Source organism: Kitasatospora sp. NPDC085879, from assembly GCF_040686255.1.
GTDB lineage: Bacteria > Actinomycetota > Actinomycetes > Streptomycetales > Streptomycetaceae > Kitasatospora.
The window spans coordinates 1-2,362 of record NZ_JBFBJZ010000180.1 but is presented as its reverse complement, the minus strand read 5'-3'; the positions used below and the strand labels follow the sequence as shown (position 1 = coordinate 2,362).

Annotated in this window: 2 protein-coding genes; both read right to left on the bottom strand. The window is 69.0% G+C overall.

Annotated elements, in window-relative coordinates; translation table 11 throughout:
* Positions 1 to 52 precede the first annotated feature (52 nt).
* A complete protein-coding gene (gene istB / locus AB0P35_RS41910) occupies positions 53 to 823 on the bottom strand; it encodes an IS21-like element helper ATPase IstB (protein ID WP_363521812.1) in 771 nt (256 codons plus the stop codon).
* On the bottom strand, positions 820 to 2,238 hold the full coding sequence (gene istA / locus AB0P35_RS41905) for an IS21 family transposase (RefSeq protein ID WP_363521810.1): 1,419 nt from the start codon (positions 2,236 to 2,238) through the stop codon (positions 820 to 822). Before istA ends, istB begins: the two co-directional genes overlap by 4 nt.
* Positions 2,239 to 2,362: the final 124 nt, after the last annotated feature.

Sequence of the window (2,362 nt, the reverse complement as noted above, 5' to 3'; positions counted from 1 at the left end):
TGTCCGCGTACTGATCTGAGTGCTCCAGCCGGTACGGAGTTGTGTGCACCGCTCAGGCGACGTCGGTTTCCCGGTCGATGGCCTGGAGGCGGTTCTTGAGTCGGTAGCTGTTGCCGTTGATGGAGACGACGTCGCAGTGGTGCAGGAGCCGGTCGAGGATGGCGGTGGCGAGGACTTCGTCGCCGAAGACCTGGCCCCATTCGCTGAAGGTCTTGTTCGAGGTCAGGATGATGGAGCCCTTCTCGTAGCGCTTGGAGATCACCTGGAAGACCAGGTTCGCCTCGGCGCGTTCCAGGGGCTGGTAGCCGACTTCGTCGACCACGAGGACGCTCGGCCGCAGGTAGGTGCGGAGCTTGCTGGTCAGGCGTCCGGTGGCCTCGGCAGCCTTGAGGTGGCGGACCATGTCATCGAGGCTGGTGAAGTAGATCGAGTAGCCGGCCCGGCAGGCGGCGACCGCGAGGGCGACGGCGATGTGGGTCTTGCCGACCCCGGGCGGCCCCAGCAGGGCGGCGTTCGCCTTGGCCTCGACGAACGAGAGCGTGGCCAGGTCCTTGACCTTGCGCGGGTCGAGCTCGGGCTGGAAGGAGAAGTCGTAGTCGTCCAGGGTCTTGTGGTGCGGCAGCTTCGACAGCCGCAGGCCCTGGCGGAAGCGGCGGTCGTCGCGGACGGCGAGTTCCTCGGCGAGGACGAGGTCAAGGAAGTCGAGGTAGCCCATCTTCGCCTCGTCCGCCCGCTTGGCGTACTGGTTCAGGCCCTCGGCGAGGTGGGGCAGGCCGAGCTTGCCGGCCATGGTGCGGATGCGGTTGCTGACCAGCTGGCTCAACGGGCGTCCTTCGTTGGGTAGTTGGTGGTGAACGGGCGGGTGCCGGTCAGCTCGTCGTAGACGGACAGCGGTCGGCGGCCGACCTCGACGCGGGCCGCGGCGGCCCGGTTGAGCAGGGCCCGCAGCGGACCATCCTCGTCGGCCGGGCCCGGTTCGCGGCGGGGCCGGGGAAGGACGTCCCCCGTGGTGACGCGCCTGGTGTCGCCCTTCGGTAGGCCGTCCCAGTGCCGCTCGTCGACGATGCGGGCGCCGCGGCCGACTGCCCGGGAGTGGACCGCCAGCAGTGTGCTTCCGACGGAGTCGGGGACCGTGGAGTGGAGCACGATCTGGGACTTCGTGGCCCGGATCTCGACCAGCTGGCGCGGGCGGACCTTGCGGGCGGGCACCGAGTAGAGGTTCGCGTCGAAGGCGACCAGGCAGTCCTTGCCGACGTGCCGCAGGTGCCGCTGCGTGACCACGTAAGGCGTCCGTGGCAGCGGCCGCAGGGCCATGTGGTCGCGGATGGCGCGCAGGCCGATGACCTCGCCGTGGGTGCCGTGGACCCGGGATCGCCGCAGCGGCACCCAGGCCGTGAACGCGGCGTCGAGTTCCTCGATGGAGGAGAACGCCCGGCCGGCCAGGACGTGGTCGCGGACGATGGCGACCTGCCGCTCGACCCGGCCCTTGCCCTGGGGCCGGTATGCGGCCAGCACGTCGATGTCGAAGTCGTAGTGCCCGGCGAACGCAACCGCCTCCGGGTGGAGCGGGACCGCCTCGCCGGGGGCGACGTGCCGGCGGACCACGGTCTTGGTGCGGTCGTAGACGATGCTCATCGGCACCCCGCCGAAGTGCGCGAACGCCTGCCGGTGGCAGTCGAAGAACGTCGCGAGGTCCTGGCTGGTGGTGAAGCAGCAGAAGGGGTCACGCGAGTACGACAGCGTCATGTGGAACGAGTAGACCTTCGGGATGCCGACGTGGGCGAGGATCCTGCCCTCGTCGCCCCAGTCCACTTGGGCCTGGGCGCCGGGCACGACCTCGAACCGGCGGTGCAGGCCCGCGAGTTCGCCAGGGTTGATGCCGAGTTCATCAGCGATCCGGGGCCTCGCCTCCTGCAAGTAGATCTTGATCCGCTGGTAGTTGATGGCGATCCCGTACTCCTGGACCAGCCGTTCGTGGATCACCGTTCCCTTGAGCAGGACCTCGGACCGCAGCATCGCGTCGATCAGCGGGGCGACCTCGTCGACCGTCCGTCGCCGAGGCAGGGCGCCGGACGCCCGCTGCGGAGGCGCGGCCGGGACCTGGCCAGACAGGTACTTCGTGACCGTGCGGCGGTTCAGCCCGGTCTCCTTCGCGATCTGCCGCAAGCTCATCGCGCCGGAGTCGTAGAGCGCGCGATACCGCCTCAACTCCAACCAGCGATGCGGGTCCAAGACCACCGTCAACCGCTCCTCTGCCGCTCGAACCGACGACAGCAGGCTCACGGACAGCAGCCGGTCACCGCATCAACTTTGGCGCACAGTCACTCGTACGAGGTGGTGCATGTTGACTCGTACGCCGACA